The sequence below is a fragment of the Agathobacter sp. genome (assembly GCF_977054825.1).
Genome location: NZ_CDRTEH010000005.1, coordinates 99,905 through 117,985, shown reverse-complemented (window position 1 = coordinate 117,985; position 18,081 = coordinate 99,905). Strand labels below are relative to the sequence as shown.

Below are 18,081 nucleotides of genomic sequence, written 5' to 3'. Positions count from 1 at the left end.
TCAGATTTTTTTCTCCATGGCAAGTGCTTTCATCTCTCGTGCGCTCTCAATCACAGTATCCGTGATTTTTGCACCACCGAGCATTCTGGCAAGCTCAGCCACGCTGTCATTGTCAGTTAGTCTTCGAATCCTTGAAACCGTGGATTTGTTCTCAACTGCTTTTTCAATAAGGAAATGTGCATCTGCCATAGCTGCTATCTGTGGCAGATGTGTGATACATATAATCTGATGGTTACGGCCAAGCTCGTTCATCTTCTCAGAGACCATCTGAGCTGTACGTCCACTGATTCCAGAATCAATCTCATCGAAAATAAGCGACTCAATGTGGTCATTTTCTGCCATGATTGTCTTGATGCCAAGCATGATACGCGACAGCTCTCCTCCCGATGCTACCCTGCCGAGCGGCTTAAGCGGCTCTCCGGGGTTAGTTGATATGAGAAACTCCGGCGCATCGATGCCGTTTGCCGTATAGTCAGACAATCTGTCAAACTGCATATCAAACTGTACATCAAGGAAATTCAAATCATTAAGTGCTGATTTAATTTCTGACACAAGCTTTACAGCACTCCTTTGTCTGATTTCTGATACCTCATCCGATATCTGTGCCAGCTCCTTTTCCTTTTTCGCAAGCTGCTGCTCTAATTTCTGTAAATAAGAATCATAATCATTCAGGACACTGATACGCTCCCTCTTTTCATTGAGTGCTATCAGTATATCGTCAATCGAATTGCCGTATTTGCTTTTTAGATGATTTATCTCATCCAGACGCTTTTGTGTCTCATAGAAGGTCTCCTCGTCAAACTCAGCCTGTGATATATATCCTGATATCTCGTGATTAAAATCAGAAAGCAGACTGTCTATCTCTGACAGCTGACTCTCCAGAGCTTCCACATCCGAATCATAGCCTGATACCAGTGACAACTCTCTTACCGCCCTGCCAATAAGCTCTGAGGCACTCTCCATCTCGCCTCCTGTGGCAGAATATGCAGCATTTACGCCCTCCATGATTTTCTTTGAGTTTGAAAACTTCCTAAACTGCGCCTCAAGCTCCTCATCCTCCCCCGGCACAAGGGAAGCTTCTTCTATCTCCTTCACCTCGTACTCAAGGAATGACAGCTCACGGCTTCTTTCTTCATTGTCGATATTTGACTTTTCATACTCATCCTTAAGCGCCCTATATGCTTTGTATGTGACTGAAAGCTGCTGCTTTTTATCTCCAAGCGGCTGCTTTGCGTACTCATCAAGTATATCAAGGTGTTTTTTCTTTGATAAAAGTGACTGGTGCTCATGCTGACCATGGATATCTATGAGATATGAGGCTATTTCCTTCATTCGCGAAACAGACACGGCTTCACCGTTTACCCTGCCGACTGCGCGCGACTGTGTGATTTTACGGCTTAAAATCACGCATCCGTCCTCGACCTCCACATCAAGCTCCCTTAAAGCCTCTATAATCTTTGGGTCCTCAACTGAAAAAATAAGCTCTACAAAAGCAGGCTTTTCATTGTCTCTTAGCATCTCCTTTTGCACTTTTTCACCAAGCGCCAGATTGATAGAGCCTATGATGATTGATTTTCCGGCTCCGGTCTCTCCCGACAGTATATTTAGTCCGTCGGAAAACTCAACCTCACACTCATCTATGAGTGCCAGATTCTTTACATGTAGATTTTGTAACATATTTTCTCCTTCCTCTCCCAGGCATGACGATATATGTTATTTTCTGTTACAGTTCAGCTATAATCTGATATTCATGTAACATTATTCCACAATTCTGCGGATTTTTTTCATCACCGCATATGTATCATCAACAGTCCGGATTGCACACATGATTGTGTCATCTCCTGCAATCGAACCGACGATTTCTCTCATCTTCATGGCATCTATTGCAGCACAGACAGCGCTTGCCATTCCCGATACAGTCTTTATAACGAGGATATTCTGTGCCATATCCATTGACAAAAAGCCCTCTCTGAGTACTCTTTCGTATTTCTTTGAGAGATTCTCAGGTGCATCCGTTATCACGGCGTACTTCTGTCTGCCGCCTGCGGTAGGAATCTTTGTGAGCTTAAGCTCCCTGATATCCCTGGATACTGTGGCCTGAGTCACGCGAAAACCATCTTTTTCAAGAAGCGCAGACAGCTCATCCTGCGTCTCTACCTCATTCTTTTGGATTATCTCAATTATCTTGGATTGTCTGTTTGTTTTCATGTCCTGTCACCTCATAAATATTATTTGTAACTATTCATTATAACAATCCTTATCTGTGTTATGAATAATTTCCCATCTTTTTGCGGAGTATCTCCAAAAAGCTTCTCTGGTGAAGCTTGCAAATCTTTGTATGATTGGCTGCCTTTGAAATAACAAAACGGTCTCCCACAGCCAGCTCTGCTGTGGTGTCGCCATCATAGCTGACACACGCCAGCTCATCGTTTTGCTCCCTGCGGCTTAGAATCTCTATCTCTATCTCATCATCGCCTGAAAGCACAATGCTCTTTGACGTAAGATTGTGAGCATTATTCGGTGTGAGCAGTATCATATCGCCCTTCGGATCCACAATCGGACCTCCCGCCGACATACTGTAGCCTGTAGAGCCCGTTGGAGTCGCAACAATGATGCCGTCGGCATGGTAATTGTTTAAAAACTCACCGTTTACATACACATTGAGGCTTAATATCTGCAAATTGCCCTTTCTATGGATGACTATATCATTTAATGCAACTCTCGAGGTCTCACTGCCTCTTTTATGCCCTGTGAGCATAATACGATCCTCTGTCATGTATTTATCAGCCATGAGCGAATCAATAGCGTCAAATACCGTAGCTTCCTCCACCTCACACAGATAGCCGAGTGTGCCGAGATTCACTCCCATAAGCGGAATCTCAAGTGTCTCCACCCTTGTGGCTGCACGAATCAGTGTACCATCTCCGCCGAGCACAAGAATACACTGCGTGTCCTGTGGTATATCCTCCAGCTCAAACTCGTTATCGGATATAGCCTCGACATTGCTCATAAGACCCTTTGCCGTGCCGCCCTTTTGCTCTATGTATGCCACTATTTTATTTGTAAGTGCAAAATCCCTGTCCTTATAGGCATTTGCTATCACAACAAAATGTTTCATAGTCTATTTCCTGTCCAGCTCTCCATGCGCGGCCTCGACCACACTATGAATATCCACTGATTCCTCCTTTATAGGATCATCTGTCTTTTTGATATGTACGAGGTACTCTATATTGCCCTCCGGCCCCTTGATTGGTGAATACTCAAGGTCTAACACGCTAAATCCATTTGAAAGTGCAAAGGATATGATATTGTTCACTACCTCCTCATGCACGCTCTTGTCACGGACCACGCCCTTTTTACCTACCTTTTCCCTGCCTGCCTCAAACTGTGGCTTGATAAGACAAACCATCTCGCCACCGTCCTTTAACAGTGCTCTTGCAGGACCTAACACCTTGGTAAGTGATATGAATGACACATCAACCGATGCAAAATCCAGCGCATCATCTATGTCATTGGGCGTCACATATCTGATATTTGTCTTTTCCATGCACACCACGCGCTCATCCTGGCGTAGCTTCCATGCAAACTGGCCATATCCGACATCCACGGCATACACCTTTTTAGCACCATTTTGAAGCATACAGTCTGTAAAACCGCCTGTTGAAGCACCTATATCCATGCACACCTTGCCATCCATCGTGATATCAAAGTGCTTCATAGCCTTTTCAAGCTTTAGACCTCCACGGCTCACATACTGCAGTGTCTTTCCATGAATCTCAATATTGCAGTCATCAGGAAATGTGCTTCCCGCCTTATCCTCACGGTTGTTATTTACAAAAACATTGCCCTCCATAATCATGGTCTTTGCTTTTTCCCGTGATGGTGCAAGGCCTCTGTTTACAAGTAATACGTCTAATCTTTCTTTCATACTGTATGTTACCTCTATCTATAATGCTGCTATTATACGCTTAGCCACCGATTCGGCATCCACATGCAGCTCCTTTTTGAGCACCTCGACATTGCCATGCTCCACATAGCAGTCAGGAAGTGCAACTGTCAACACCTCTAGAGCTATATCGTTAGTCTTGACATACTCCGTCACATGCTCACCAAAACCGCCGCTTTGCACGTTTTCCTCCATGGTCACAAGCAGGCTGTGCTCAGCCGGCAGCTCCTTTATTGCTTCCTTGTCAAAAGGCATTGCAAAACGCGCATTGATAAGTGTAGCAGAGATTCCCTCTGCCTCAAGCAGCTTTACTACATCAACGGCAGTCTTTACCATACTGCCGAGTGCCATGATAGCCACCGTGCTTCCTTTTTTGATAAGCTCACTCTTTGCAAGCTCTACCTGCTGTCTGATTTCCTTGAGACCGTCATAGGCTGCACCCCTTGGATATCTGAGCGCAATCGGACCGTCATATGCCACTGCAAATTTCATCATATCGGACAGCTCCCACTTATTCTTCGGAGCCATGATTGTCATATTCGGGATGACCGACAGATATGATATGTCAAATATACCCTGATGTGTCTCTCCGTCGCTGCCTACAAGCCCTGCCCTGTCGATTGCAAAGATGACATGCAGATTCTGTATGCAAACATCGTGAAGTATCTGGTCAAACGCTCTTTGTAAAAATGACGAGTACACCGCAAAAACCGGGATAAGTCCTGACTTTGCAAGACCTGCCGCAAAGGTCGTGGCATGTGCCTCGGCTATTCCCACATCAAAAAACCTTTCCGGGAAATTGCGGTGAAATCTGCGAAGCCCTGTTCCCTCTGCCATGGCAGCCGTTATCGCAACCACCTTTGGATTTCTCTCACCCAGCTTCTTCATGACCGTTGAGAAAACATCTGTGTAATTGGCCTTCGTGCGCTTATTCTTTGGAAGCCCTGTCTCTATGACAAACGGCTCTGCACCGTGAAATCTGGAAGGATAACGCTCTGCCGGACCATAGCCTGCCCCCTTTTTCGTGAGCACATGCACCAGCACCGGGCCATCCACACGCTTTGCCTCATCAAACACACGGCACATTTCCTTTATATCACTGCCATCCACAGGTCCCAAGTAGATGATACCCATCTCCTCAAAGAACATTCCCGGAATAAAAAGCTGCTTTATGCTGCTCTTTGTATTCCTGATATGCTTTACCATACGCTCTCCGTAGATTGGTATATGGTTTAGGGAATTCATGACATTATTCTTTAAATCCCTGTATGCATCCGCTGTGCGAAAGCCTGAAAGATACTGGCTGATACCTCCGACATTCTCTGAAATCGACATATTGTTGTCGTTTAGCACTATAATGAAATTGCCCTTCACGCTTGAAGCATTGTTGAGTGCTTCATATGCCATGCCTCCGGTCAGCGCACCGTCTCCTATTACAGAAACCACATGATAGTCATCTCCGGTCACCTGTCTGGCTGTTGCAAGCCCAAGTCCCGCTGAGATTGATGTGGAGCTGTGTCCTGTATTAAAGCAGTCACAGTCGCTCTCATCCGCCTTCGGGAAGCCGCTCATGCCGCCATACTGTCTGAGCGATGAAAATCCATCCTTTCTGCCTGTGAGTATCTTGTGTGTGTACGACTGATGCCCTACATCCCACACTATCTTATCCTTCGGCAGATCAAAGCACAGATGTAGCGCCATGGTAAGCTCCACTACTCCGAGGTTTGATGCCAGATGACCTCCTGTCACCGATATGCTCTCTATAAGAAACTGCCTGATTTCATCCTTTAACAGCTCAAGCTCCTCAGGTGTCAGTTTTTTTATATCATTTTCCTTTTGTATCTTTTCTAAAACCATCCTATTTCTCCCGATGGATCAGATATTCAAATAACTCCTTAAGAAATGCATCGTCGTATCCCAAATCATCAAGCAGCTTTTCTGCCTCCTTAGAGATGCGTTCCACATCAGAAACTGCCTTATCCAATCCCTCAAATGTGACATATGTCGCTTTATTATTTTTCTCGTCACTGCCTACCGGCTTTCCAAGCACCTCAAGTGAGCTTGTGACATCGAGCACATCATCCTGTATCTGAAACGCAAGCCCCAGCTTTGCCGCTATCTGCTCCACGCGTGATATCTCATCAGACGATGCTCCCGCAAGGATTGCTCCTATCATCATCGAGCTCTCTATAAGTGCACCGGTTTTAAGCCTGTAGATAAAGTCAAGCTTTTCCCTTGTGATAGGACAGTCATCGGATTTCTCACTTTCCACATCAACCACCTGTCCTCCGACCATGCCATACACGCCTGCCTTTTTTGCAAGTACTACAAATGCCCTTGCCACGCGCGCATCAGCCACTTCCATGCCAAATGCCTTTGAGGCGGTCTCATATGCCAGATTTAAAAGTGCATCACCTGCAAGAATACCCATAGCCTCACCGTACACAGCATGTGTGGTCTTCTTTCCACGCCTGTACTCATCATTGTCCATGGCAGGCAGGTCATCATGCACCAGCGAGTAGGTATGTATCATCTCAATCGCAGCCATAAATGGCTCAATCACTGCACTGCTTCCGCCAAACATATGGTATGTCTCCTCCATGAGCATAGGACGAAGCCTTTTTCCACCGGCTCTCACACTATAGTTCATGGCCTCAAATATAATACGCTGCTGTCCCTCCTCAGCAGGAAGAAACTTCTCAAGCACGCCGTTAATATGCTCTGCCTTTTTCTGCAGCTCTTCCATGAATTGAGACTTATTTAAATTACCGTTTAAGCTCATCAGAATTCCTCCAGTTGTCCGTCGCTGTTTAGCACAAGCATGGCCTTTTCCATGCCCTGCACCATATCATTGGCACTTTTTACTTCATCAATCCCCTTCTTGTAGAGCTCAAAGGCCTCATCCAGGGATACATCCGCATCCTCCATCCTCGCCACTATCTGCTCCAGGTGTGCAAAGCGCTCCTCCAGTGTCAGTGTTTTTTCATTTTCTTTGCTCATCTTTAATAACCTCCGAAACTACGGCCTTTGCATGACCGTCTATCAGATATATATCTATGTCATCGCCTGCATTGATATCGGATACACTGTGCAGTGCACCTTTCTTCTCCACCTCAACATATGCATAGCCCTGTGCCAGCTTTTTGGCCGGTGAATATGCATCCAGTGTACCTGAAAGCAGTGCCAGACGCTGTCTGCAGTCCGAAAGCCTCTGCTTCATAATCCTTTCAAGTGCATCCTCGATATCTGCCAGACGCCTTTTATTCTCATTTAGTTTATTCTGTGGACTAAGGAAATTAAGCCTTGTTTTAATATGTGACAGCTTTTCCTTAAAAAAATCAATCCGGCCTGTCAGATTTCTGTCCATCCTGCGGCGCAGATTGTCAAGACGCTCTAATGTCTGCCTGTAGTCACTGACTGCAAGCTCTGCAGCCGCTGAAGGTGTGGGAGCTCTCCTGTCTGCCACAAAATCCGCTATTGTCCAGTCTGTCTCATGACCTACTGCCGAGATGATTGGCGTGCGACAGTCAAATATGGCTCTCGCCACAGCCTCCTCGTTAAAGGCCCACAAATCCTCTATGGAGCCTCCTCCTCTGCCGACTATTATCACATCAAGCTTCATCGCATCCAATGTCTGTATGCCCTTCACTATGCTATCAGCCGCACCCTCGCCCTGCACAAGTGCCGGGTAAAGTATGACCTGTACATATGGATTTCTGCGCGATGATACATTCCTTATATCCTGCACAGCCGCGCCTGTCGGTGCTGTAACCACACCGATACGGCTTGCATACTGCGGAATGGGCTGCTTGTACTCTGCGGCAAACATGCCCATCTCCTCAAGCTCACGCTTTAGCTGCTCGAATTTGAGATACAGATTGCCCTCTCCGTCAAGCTCTATCTTTTTGGCATAAAGCTGGTATGCACCTGTCTTCTCATACACCTCAACAGAGCCTGTCACAATAACCTGGTCTCCTTCCTTCATACGAAAGGAAAGTCCTGCTGCCCTGCTGCCGGCAAACATGATAGCGTTCATGGCCGCTCCCGCGTCCTTTATTGTGAAATAAATATGACCGCTCGTGTGATACTTGCAGTTGCTCACCTCTCCCTTTATACTCACCTGTCTGAGCATAAAATCCTGAGCGAACATATTTTTAATATAGCTATTTACTTGTGCTACCGAATATATATTTTTCTTTGTCATATTAATGCTCTGTATCGCTGTTAGCTTAAGCTATGCAAACTTTGCAAGCACTCCGTTCACAAATGCACCTGACTCATCTGCGCCATACTTCTTTGCAAGCTCAACAGCCTCATTTATTGAAACCTTTGTAGGAATATCATCCTCAAACTTTATCTCATAAACGGCCAATCTGATGATTGCCAGATCGACCTTTGCCATACGATTGGTCTTCCAGCCTGTAGACTTCTCATCGATGAGTGCATCAAGCTCAGCCATGTGCTCAATAATCGCACTGCACTTTTCATCAATATACTGCTTTTCCTCGTCTGTAGGATTTGTAAGCTCATCATTTAAAAGCTCCATCTGCTCTGCAAGCTCAGACTTGTCATGAAACTCAACCCTGAAAAGCATCTTAAAAACGTTTTCTCTTATTTTGCTTCTTGTCATTTAAATTCCTCTCGTGAATAGTATTTTATATAAATTAAGGATGTCTGTACGACATCCTTAATTATACTACATTTGTGCTCATTTAAAAAGAACTATTTAATTCTCTCCCATATCAACACTTGCTATACGAACATTGATAGTAGCCACAGAAAGCCCTGTCATTGTCTCAATTGCAGACTTAACCTTCTCCTGTACCTTTGTAGAAACCTCAGGGATGCTGTATCCATAAGCAATATTGAGTGCAACATCAACTACTACCTCATTGTCTGCTATCTCAATCTGAATTCCCTTTGAGAGATTCTTCATACCGAGCCTGCTGACAATCTCGTTTGTGATATTGCCTGCCATGGAGCTTACTCCCTCAACCTCAGTGGCAGCAAGACCTGCTATGATAGCTACAACCTCATCCGCTACCTTGATCTCGCCAGACTCATCTGATTTGATATTTATTGTGTTTCTATTTTCTGCCATGTCCATGTTCCTCCTTAACCGGCTATACGGTCTGTCCCTTTGCCACGTAAACCTGGAATGAGTCATTACCCGTAAGTGATCTATTGCTTGATACGCGAACATTCTTGTCTGTGATCACGTACTCCAGATTGGCGCCATCCTCAATCACCGTATCCTGTAACAGGATGCAGTTCTTGACCTTTGCATTCTTTCCTATCTTGACGCCTCTTGATAGGACGCTGTTTTCCACGGTTCCCTCGATGACACAGCCATCGGCAACCATGACATTCTTGGCCTTTGAGCCATTTATGTATCTTGTAGGGTTATCATCCCTGATCTTTGTATAGATAGAGTTGCCACTCTTAAACAGTGCTGCCCTGTTATCCTCATCAAGGAGCTTCATATTCTCCTCGAAATAGCTCTTCATATCTGTAATCTGTGAAGCATAGCCTGTGTACTCATATGCCTGGATATTGAGTGAATCAGTGTTTGCAGCCATCAGATCTCTTGTGAAATAAGAATATCCATGCACAAAAGCATCATCGATTATTCTCATGAGCTTTTCCTTTTCCATGATATAGATATTCATGCCAAAGTTTACCTTGCCCATATCCCTGGCATTGATATATATCTTTTTAATGCGTCCGTCATCTATATCAAATGTATAGTACAGCTCATCATTGTTGCCGTTTGGTCTTAGGAATACCTTTGGTACCTCCTGCTTGCGGTACATTGCAGTGATATCAGCTCCTGTGCTCTTGTGTGCCTCAATCAGCTCCCTGAAATCAAAGTTGAATACGTAGTTGGCATCAGCCATGATAACGTACTTCTGTGTGCACTTTCTCAGATAGCCCTTAAGACTTTCAATTGCCTCAACACGGCCTTCATATACCTTAATCTGCTTCTGCGCATACGGCGGAACTATATTGATACCACCATTTTTTCTTGCGAGATCAAACTCCTGGCCTGAGCCGAGGTGATCCATCAGAGAGTGATAATTCTTCTTAACTATGAGAGATATATTGTCGATTCCGCTATGCACCATGCTTGAAATCAGGAAATCACAGAGTCTGTAACGACCTGCAAACGGAATGGAAGCCATAAGTCTCTCGGATACCATCTCAGGAATGAGGGCATCGTAGCTGTTTGCAAAAATAACGGCCAAAGCCTCTTCGTTGTTCATGTTTAGCATTGTTCCTGGCCCTCCTCAACATCATTATATACCATAGCCTTCGGTCCTATAACCGCTCTGTCGCCAATTGTAACTCCCGGTGCAATTGTGGCAACATCACCTGTTATATCCTCCTGTGGCTTTTCTCCAATAACTGCATCGCAGCCTACTGTTACACCCTCTGCAACTATACAGTGTGTGACCTTAGCGCCTCTTTTTATCACAGTATCGCCCATGACAACCGCATCCTCTACCACTGCGCCCTCTTCTACGACGACACCGCCAAAAAGAATCGAATGCTTTACTGTACCCTTCACTACACAGCCATCGGTAATCATAGAGTCTGTAACCTCTGCATTGTTGCCGATGAAATGTCCTGTATGACCGCTGTTACGGCTGTATATCTTCCAGTTCTCATCGAACAGGTTGATACCGCTGTGCTCCGGGTCAAGCACCTCCATATTGGCTTCCCACAGAGCCGGTATTGTTCCTACATCCTTCCAGTATCCATTGAAGTGGTATGCATACATCCTGCGGCCATCTCTCAAAAGGTTTGGAATGATATTGTTACCAAAATCGTTCTCTGAATCCGGATCATTTTCGTCCTCGATAAGATACTTCTTAAGTATATCCCAATTGAAGATATAAATACCCATAGATGCAAGATTGGACTTAGGATTCTTTGGTTTTTCCTGGAACTCTGTGATCTTGTCGTTATCGTCCGCTACCATGAGACCGAAACGCGATGCATCCTCCCACGGAACCTCCATAACCGCTACAGAAAACTCCGCATTTTTTTCCTTATGGAACTTAAGGAAATCGCTGTAATCCTGCTTACAAATCTGATCTCCGGAAAGTATGATAACATACTCAGGATCATATCTCTCGATAAATGCTATATTCTGATAAATCGCATTGGCTGTGCCCTTGTACCAGTCAGAGCCTGAAGCCTTCTGATACGGTGGCAGCACATGCACTCCTCCATATAATCTGTCAAGATCCCATGGCTGTCCATTTCCTATGTACTCATTCAAAACAAACGGCTGGTACTGTGTCAGTATACCAACTGTATCTATGCCTGAATTAACACAGTTAGAAAGTGGAAAATCAATAATTCTGTATTTGCCTCCAAACGGAACTGCCGGCTTTGCAAGTTTCTGTGTCAGTGCATAAAGTCTTGAGCCCTGACCACCGGCAAGAAGCATCGCAACTAGCTCTTTTGCCATATTAAAATCCCCCTTGTTAAATTTTATTAAATTTTGTTAGCTTTTGCAATTATTTTGGTTTTTTATAATGGTTTATAGTTATATTTTACCACACTTTGGCATTTATGCAATTCAAAATTAACTAAAAATAACTATAATTTTTGTCATTATTTTCCAATTATCTCGCGATTGTTTATGAACTCGTACGGTACCTCCTGGTACACATAGTAGTTAAGCCAGTTGGAGTAAAGTATATTGCCGTGTGACCTCCACTGTAAAAGCGGCTTTTGTGTATCATCATTATCCGGATAGTAGTTCACAGGCATATCTATATCAAGCCCCTTATTCTTATCCCTCTCGTACTCATTGTGAAGAGTATATCTGTCATACTCAGGATGTCCCATCACAAAAATCTTTTTACCGTCCTGATCCATAAGAAGGAATACTCCTGCCTCATCCGACTCTGCAAGTATGGTAAGCTCAGGATGCTTTAATATATCCTCCTTTAACACCTCGGTATGCCTTGAATGCGGTGCGTAAAATACATCATCAAAGCCTCTGACAAGCGGGATTTTTCTGTTCTTTACGCGATGCGCATATACACCGAACTTCTTCTTTGGAAGCACACGCTTTGGTATGCCGTAATGATAATACAACCCGGCCTGCGCACCCCAGCACAGATGAAGTGTAGAGAAAGCATGTGTCTTGCTCCACTCCATTATCCTGCATATCTCGTCCCAGTAGTCTACCTCCTCGTATTCCATGAGCTCAACCGGTGCTCCTGTAATTATCATGCCGTCAAAATATCTGTCCTTTATATCCTCAAAGGTCTCGTAAAACTTGTTCAGATGGCTGAGTGATGTGTGTGTAGCCTCGTGAGTCGAAGTAGCTACAAAAGTCACATTGACCTGTATAGGAGTATTTGACAATGAGCGCAGTATCTGAAGCTCAGTATCCTCCTTAAGCGGCATGAGATTTACAATCGCAATCTCGAGCTGTCTGATGTTCTGATGTGATGCCCTGTTTTCATCCATCACAAATATATTTTCTCTCTCAAGTATTTCCTTTACAGGTAAATCATTTTGTGTCTTTATAGGCATTTTATAACCTCTTTTCTAACGCCCAAACATCTCTATAAATGTATCCTCCGAGATGATAGGTATTCCTAATTCTTTTGCTTTTTTGTTTTTTGATGAAGTAGATTCTGTGTCGTTGTTGACCAGATAGTCTGTCTTTTTTGACACACTTCCCGTCACCTTGCCGCCCTGTGACTCCACATAGGCCTTAAACTCGCTTCTGTTTGCAAAATCATGCACATCGCCTGTGATGACAAAGGTCTTGCCGTTTAAGCTGCCCTCTGACATATCCTTTATAGCCACCTGCTCTATGTCAAGTTCCTTAATCAATGCTTCAAACATTGCGCTGTTTTTAGGATTTGCATACCATTCAAGTATGGAGCCTGACTTTTCCTGACCTATGCCGTCTATGTCCACAAAGGCATTGGCATTTCTCATCCTGTCCGCAAAGGCATCAAAGCCTATTGCATTGACAATCTTCTTGCCGGCATCGGTGCCTATAAGAGGTATGCAGAGTGCAAATATCAGATTGACCGGGTGTACATGTCTGCTTTTTTCGATGGCAGCCTGCATATTCATGCACGACTTCTCGCCAAAGCCTTCCATGCTGCTTATCTCATCAAAGTGCTCGGGCAGATGATATATATCTGGGAACTGTTTTATGAAGCCCTCATTTATAAATTTTAACATTGTCTGTACCGAAAGTCCATCTATATCCATTCCGCTTTTGCTTACAAATCTTGAAAATTTTTTCACATTCTTTGCTGTACAGTCCGGGTTGGTGCAGTGCAATGTCCTTACACCGCTGTTTTTACTGACAAATATGCGTGTCGGATGATGGCATACCGGGCATTCCTTCGGTATCTCAACGGCTCCCACGGCATCCTTTACAGCTATGCATTTTGGAATAATTTTATTGGCTTTTATGACAGAGAGCGTACACTCCTTTCCCACTCCAAGCCTTTCTATCTCAGTCAGATTGCAAAGCGAGGCTCTCGAAACCGTCGTTCCCTCTATCTGCACCGGCTCAAAAACTGCCACCGGCGATATCGTCGAAACCGCACACGACCACTCAATATAGCGAAGCCTCGTATCTACAGCCTCATCCTGCCACTTGAAGGCAAAGCCTGCTCTCGTCGCATGATGTCCCGTGATGCTTCCACCTGAAGCGTAGGCTGTATCATCATAGCAAATGACAAGCCCGTCCACAGGCACATCCATCTTTCCGCTCTCGACATCCCTTGTCCAACGCTCTATAGCCTCCTCAAGACCTGCCGCATCAGTTGCCTCCCTTTTGACAACATTGAATTTCATATCACAAAGATAGCTCATTCTATCGCCCCATGATACGATATCATCATCTATATGCACAAGTGTAAATGCATAAAACACTACATGTCTGCGCTTCACCTCTTCCACATCATCGAGATTTAATGTACCGGAGGCAAGGTTTCTTGGATTGGCATATTTCTCATCATCGTCCTCGATTGTATCATTTAAGAGCTTGAAATCCGTGTAGGAAATTGTCGCTTCTCCTCTTACAACCATATGCCCCTTGTATGGTATTTTCTTCGGAAAACCACTTATGGCATCCTGCAAAAAGGTGATATTGCTTCCTACAGTTCCATTTCCTCTTGTCAATATTTTCACAAGCCTGCCACCGTCATATGTGAGCACGAGTGTCAGACCGTCAAGCTTCCACGAAAGCCAGATTGGCATATCGCCTGCCCATTTCTTAAGCTCCTCAACACTCTTTGTCTTAGCAAGTGAAAGCGCCGGATACTCATGCGGCTCACGATTTCCAGCCTCTGCCTCATAGCCTGCATTCTGTGTCGGGCTGTCCGGACGGATATATCCTGTCTCCTTTTCAAGCTGTGTAAGCTCATCAAACATTGCATCCCACTCGTAGTTTGGCATGATTTCATCCGCACCGTTGTAGTAGGCCTTGGATGCGCGGTTAAGACTTTCAACAAGCTCATCTATCTTATCTTTTATATTGTTATTTTCCATGCTGTAATAATCCCCTGTCTGCTTTACTTTGCTCTTCTATCCGGATATTTCTTATCAGAATGCTTCTTATTCGCATCAGGCATAACCGGCTGATTCGATGAATCCGCAATAAGTCTTTTTAACCCCTTATATTCAAGTGGTGTTACTTCCCTGTACTTTCCTCTTGGCAGGTCGCCGAGCTCAATATTCATGATTCTCACTCTTTCGAGCTTGACCACACGGTAGCCAAAGTATTCACACATTCGTCTTATCTGCCTGTTGTAGCCCTGTGTCAAAATAATCTTAAACTGCTTTGAAGACAGCTTTTTCACATGGCACTTTCTGGTTGTCACACCAAGCTCTACAAGCGGTACGCCTCCTGCGAGTCCTCTGATGAAGCTGTCAGATATTGTTTTGTTTACCGTGACGATATACTCCTTCTCGTGTCTGTTGCCGGAGCGCATCATCTTGTTTACTATCTCTCCGTTGTTTGTCAGAAGTAAAAGTCCCTCCGAATCCTTATCCAGCCTGCCAATAGGATAAATACGCTTTGGGTAATTAAGATAATCTATCACGTTGTTTTTTTCTCTTTTTTCCGCTGTACAGACTATGCCGGCCGGTTTATTCAAGGCAATCAGTATCATCTCTTCTTCCTTTGATACTACCTGTCCATTATATGTGACAGTCTGTCCATTTAGAACTCTGTCGCCTGTCTTTGCTGTCACGCCGTCTATTTCTACTTTACCTGCCTCTATCTGCCTGTCTGCCTCACGCCTTGAGCACACACCTGCCTCACTGAGGAATTTATTTATTCTTACACCATTTTCTTCCATACCATATCCTCTTTTTAGATTTCTTTATCCGATATGCATAAACCAGGCAGCCATATGCCATGTAGATTAAAACACGGAGACCTGTAAGCCTCCGTGTTGCTTTTATGATTTTATGCACATCTGTTACTTTGTATTGCTTTTACTGTCCTACTGTCTGGAGATTTTCCGTCTTGATATATGCTCTGCCATTTGTTCCGGCACTGTATGCTACTATAGTCCAGTCTCCCTCTGTGCCGTATGCTGTAAGTGTTACCTGCTCCTTTAAGAGACCAAGCTCCTTGGCATCTGTGCTTGCACCATCACGCACCTTTACAACATCCTTTGTCACCACCTGATACTCAGCCGGTGCCTGTGGCTGCTCTGCCGGCTGCTGATTTGCAGCATTTTGATCTGTGGTCTGTCCGGCATTTGCATCTGTAGTCTGCTGGTCTGCATTCTGTCCTGCGTTTGCATCCGTAGTCTGCTGGTCTGCATTCTGTCCGGCATTTGCATCCGTAGTCTGCTGATCACCGCTTTCTGATGCATCTTCGGCCTGCTGCGTATCAGCCTCTGTGGTCTGTGTATCTGTATCAGACTTCTTTAAATTGGCAATGCCTGACGATGTATACCACTGCTTTATGGCACCTGTGAGTGTTGTCTCAAGCATATTCTTTAGGTTGGCGTCAGAACTGACCGCCTGCTCATATGCCTTCTGCACATCCTCATGCAGGTCTGCAAACTCAGATGAAGCAGTATACTTAGAAATAAGCTCCATAATATCGTCATCGAGTGCATTCTCACAGTATGTTCTGTTGAAATTGCTGTATACATTGTTTATGAAGAGCTTTCCGTCCTTGCCTGTCTCTATATAAAAGAAGTCAAGTGTAGGCGCCTGTGTATCAACTCCTGTAAACTTTATGCTGTTTTTGACAGACACAAAGTATGAGCCCTTCTTTAATCCATTCTTTGTATAAGGTGTGATATCATTAACTGATTCATAATACTGGCTGACTACACCGATATAGCTCTTCTCGTTGTCGCTCATAGGTGTCGCAAGCTTATCAAGTGTATCGAGATCATCGCCTACGTATGCCTTGTAGTAATCAGCAAGCAGAGTGCTGATATCATCCTTTGCGTCATTTGTATAATCCTTCTCAAACTCAAAGTCCTTTACCGAAATCTCTTCCTGGGAGCCTGACTCTGTATCAGAGTGTCTGTCATTATGTCCTCCCGCAACAACCACTATAAGTATCAGTATAAGCCCTATAAGTATTGCTGCTACTCCAACGTATTTTTTATTTTCTGTGCAAAACTGCTTTATATTATCCAATGTTTCCTTGTTAAAAAAGTCCTTCATGTGATTCCTCCATTAACCCAACATATTAAAATCAAAGTATGTGACCGACGCGAATCGAACGCGCACTCGCCGGAGTCGGAGTCCGGAATTTTATCCATTAAACTACGGTCACAAAAAAGTTACCAACTATTTATATCACATCTTTTACTTTTTTTCAATGTTACTTTTTACTTATTAAAGCCTTTTAGTTTTTATTACAGCTTATTTTCCATAAATGTCCTTTTCCTTATTATAACTTTTTATGCATGTTACTATAATTGATAAAAATTTGACAATATATTTCATTTATCTTATTATTTAACTATTCGGGCAATATATATATTGGAAATTTTTCCCAATATGCCATTATAATATACCATTATAATTAATAAAATTACTATTTACATAAGGAGCAGTATTATGAGTTTCACATTTTTAAACCAGCTTCCAACTCCTGCACAGATTAAGGAAGAATATCCTCTGTCAAAGGAGCTTACCGAGCTCAAAGCCAAGCGTGATGCAATGATTTCAGATGTCATTTGCGGAAAGGATGACAGATTTCTTGTCATTATCGGACCATGTTCAGCCGACAACGAGGATTCCGTCTGTGACTATGTCAGCCGCCTTACAAAGATTCAGGAGGATGTAAAGGACCGCGTAATCATCATCCCACGTGTATATACAAATAAGCCAAGAACAACCGGCGAGGGCTACAAGGGAATTGCCTCACAGCCTGATCCGGAGAAGGCTCCCGACATGGTTGAGGGTCTCATTGCCATGAGAAAGATGCACATCCGTGCTATCGCAGAGAGCGGACTCACCTGTGCAGATGAGATGCTTTACCCTGAGAACTGGGGCTATGTTGAGGATCTCCTCTCATATGTCGCAATCGGTGCCCGTTCTGTTGAGGATCAGCAGCATCGTCTCACCGTCAGCGGCTTTGATGTGGCAAGCGGCATGAAGAACCCTACAAGTGGTGATTTTTCTGTCATGCTCAATTCTGTTTACGCAGCACAGCACCCACATCATTTCGTTTACAGAGGCTATGAGGTTGAGACATCAGGAAATCCTCTCACACACGTTGTTTTAAGAGGTGCAGTCAGCAAGCATGGCAACACTACAACAAACTACCATTACGAGGACTTAATCCGTCTGCACGAAATGTACAACAAGATGGATCTTGTCAACCAGGCTTGTATCATCGATACCAACCATTCCAACTCCGGAAAACAGTTCAAGGAGCAGATTCGTATCGCCAAAGAAGTCATGCACAACAGACAGCTTTCTTCTGATATCAAATCACTGGTCAAAGGTCTCATGATTGAGAGCTATATTGAGGAAGGCAGCCAGAAAATCGGCGAGCACGTCTACGGAAAATCCATCACCGATCCATGTCTTGGATGGGAGGATTCAAAGAAGCTTATCTACGATATTGCAGAAATGAATTCTTAAGCCGCGGATTATAA

17 protein-coding genes and 1 tRNA gene are annotated in these 18,081 nt (G+C 44.2%); 1 reads left to right on the top strand and 17 read right to left on the bottom strand.

The annotated features are described in order from the left end of the window. The 17 genes from recN to ACW6PM_RS06945 form a co-directional block, all read right to left on the bottom strand. Entirely contained in the window at window positions 1-1,677 is a 1,677-nt protein-coding gene (recN, locus tag ACW6PM_RS07025) for a DNA repair protein RecN (protein WP_456056674.1), read from the bottom strand. An 81-nt stretch (window positions 1,678-1,758) separates the two neighbouring features. Next, complete coding sequence (argR, locus tag ACW6PM_RS07020; RefSeq protein ID WP_015516682.1) at window positions 1,759-2,208, bottom strand: arginine repressor; 450 nt, start codon at window positions 2,206-2,208, stop codon at window positions 1,759-1,761. Between the two features lie 58 nt (window positions 2,209-2,266). Next, complete coding sequence (locus ACW6PM_RS07015; RefSeq protein ID WP_055061866.1) at window positions 2,267-3,118, bottom strand: NAD(+)/NADH kinase; 852 nt, start codon at window positions 3,116-3,118, stop codon at window positions 2,267-2,269. 3 nt (window positions 3,119-3,121) lie between these two features. Further along, on the bottom strand, window positions 3,122-3,928 hold the full coding sequence (locus tag ACW6PM_RS07010) for a TlyA family RNA methyltransferase (RefSeq protein ID WP_456056673.1): 807 nt from the start codon (window positions 3,926-3,928) through the stop codon (window positions 3,122-3,124). Window positions 3,929-3,946: 18 nt separating this feature from the next. Beyond that, complete coding sequence (dxs, locus tag ACW6PM_RS07005; RefSeq protein WP_456056672.1) at window positions 3,947-5,803, bottom strand: 1-deoxy-D-xylulose-5-phosphate synthase; 1,857 nt, start codon at window positions 5,801-5,803, stop codon at window positions 3,947-3,949. A 1-nt stretch (window position 5,804) separates the two neighbouring features. Then, on the bottom strand, window positions 5,805-6,728 hold the full coding sequence (locus tag ACW6PM_RS07000; protein WP_456056671.1) for a polyprenyl synthetase family protein: 924 nt from the start codon (window positions 6,726-6,728) through the stop codon (window positions 5,805-5,807). Beyond that, entirely contained in the window at window positions 6,728-6,946 is a 219-nt protein-coding gene (gene xseB, locus ACW6PM_RS06995) for an exodeoxyribonuclease VII small subunit (RefSeq protein ID WP_456056670.1), read from the bottom strand. Before xseB ends, ACW6PM_RS07000 begins: the two co-directional genes overlap by 1 nt. Continuing rightward, a complete protein-coding gene (gene xseA / locus ACW6PM_RS06990) occupies window positions 6,930-8,150 on the bottom strand; it encodes an exodeoxyribonuclease VII large subunit (protein ID WP_456056669.1) in 1,221 nt (406 codons plus the stop codon). The genes xseB and xseA overlap by 17 nt, the downstream gene beginning before the upstream one ends. Before the next feature lie 30 nt (window positions 8,151-8,180). Beyond that, entirely contained in the window at window positions 8,181-8,576 is a 396-nt protein-coding gene (gene nusB, locus ACW6PM_RS06985; protein ID WP_015516687.1) for a transcription antitermination factor NusB, read from the bottom strand. Between the two features lie 96 nt (window positions 8,577-8,672). Continuing rightward, the gene (locus tag ACW6PM_RS06980; RefSeq protein WP_015516688.1) at window positions 8,673-9,047 is read right to left on the bottom strand and encodes an Asp23/Gls24 family envelope stress response protein; all 375 of its coding nucleotides are present in this window, start codon (window positions 9,045-9,047) and stop codon (window positions 8,673-8,675) included. Between the two features lie 22 nt (window positions 9,048-9,069). Further along, a complete protein-coding gene (gene glgD / locus ACW6PM_RS06975; protein WP_448754446.1) occupies window positions 9,070-10,218 on the bottom strand; it encodes a glucose-1-phosphate adenylyltransferase subunit GlgD in 1,149 nt (382 codons plus the stop codon). Next, the gene (locus tag ACW6PM_RS06970) at window positions 10,212-11,423 is read right to left on the bottom strand and encodes a glucose-1-phosphate adenylyltransferase (RefSeq protein WP_443596751.1); all 1,212 of its coding nucleotides are present in this window, start codon (window positions 11,421-11,423) and stop codon (window positions 10,212-10,214) included. Before ACW6PM_RS06970 ends, glgD begins: the two co-directional genes overlap by 7 nt. A 146-nt stretch (window positions 11,424-11,569) precedes the next feature. After that, window positions 11,570-12,502, bottom strand: coding sequence for a homoserine O-acetyltransferase MetA (metA, locus tag ACW6PM_RS06965; protein ID WP_308650017.1), 933 nt, complete (start codon window positions 12,500-12,502; stop codon window positions 11,570-11,572). A 15-nt stretch (window positions 12,503-12,517) separates the two neighbouring features. After that, window positions 12,518-14,488 (bottom strand): NAD-dependent DNA ligase LigA, encoded by a 1,971-nt coding sequence (ligA, locus tag ACW6PM_RS06960; RefSeq protein WP_456056668.1) that lies wholly within the window; start codon window positions 14,486-14,488, stop codon window positions 12,518-12,520. A gap of 23 nt (window positions 14,489-14,511) precedes the next feature. Beyond that, window positions 14,512-15,300 (bottom strand): 23S rRNA pseudouridine(2604) synthase RluF, encoded by a 789-nt coding sequence (gene rluF, locus ACW6PM_RS06955; RefSeq protein WP_456056667.1) that lies wholly within the window; start codon window positions 15,298-15,300, stop codon window positions 14,512-14,514. Window positions 15,301-15,439: 139 nt separating this feature from the next. After that, window positions 15,440-16,636, bottom strand: a complete 1,197-nt coding sequence (locus ACW6PM_RS06950; protein WP_456056666.1) for a hypothetical protein — start codon at window positions 16,634-16,636, stop codon at window positions 15,440-15,442. 39 nt (window positions 16,637-16,675) lie between these two features. Continuing rightward, window positions 16,676-16,748 (bottom strand) — tRNA-Arg (locus ACW6PM_RS06945). 287 nt (window positions 16,749-17,035) lie between these two features. Here ACW6PM_RS06945 and ACW6PM_RS06940 point away from each other — a divergent pair. Next, window positions 17,036-18,067, top strand: a complete 1,032-nt coding sequence (locus tag ACW6PM_RS06940; protein ID WP_308499600.1) for a 3-deoxy-7-phosphoheptulonate synthase — start codon at window positions 17,036-17,038, stop codon at window positions 18,065-18,067. Window positions 18,068-18,081 lie beyond the last annotated feature (14 nt).